The organism is Bradyrhizobium sp. Unk1, assembly GCF_059512345.1.
This window is the reverse complement of sequence record NZ_JCAMOP010000282.1, coordinates 1-246: the sequence shown is the minus strand read 5'-3', so window position 1 is coordinate 246 and position 246 is coordinate 1. Positions and strand designations below refer to the sequence as shown.

Genomic DNA, 246 nt, shown 5'->3' with positions numbered 1-246 from the left:
GAAATGGCTCAGCACGACCGCCTCAAGATCGATGCGGGCATCCAAGTCTACTTCTGCGACCCGCAAAGCCCTTGGCAGCGCGGCACTAACGAGATCACCAACGGGTTGCTGCGGCAGTACTTCCCGAAAGGCACAGACCTGAGCATCCACAGCGCCGACGAGATATCCGCTGTAGCGGCGGCCCTCAACGCCCGACCGAGAAAGACACTGGGCTGGAAAACGCCGGCAGAAGCGCTTGACGAATTA

1 protein-coding gene is annotated in these 246 nt (G+C 60.2%); it reads left to right on the top strand.

Going from position 1 to position 246, the window contains the following annotated elements:
- Nucleotides 1-246: IS30 family transposase (locus AC5ZFO_RS48495; RefSeq protein ID WP_496124333.1), on the top strand; the 246-nt coding region annotated here is incomplete at both ends.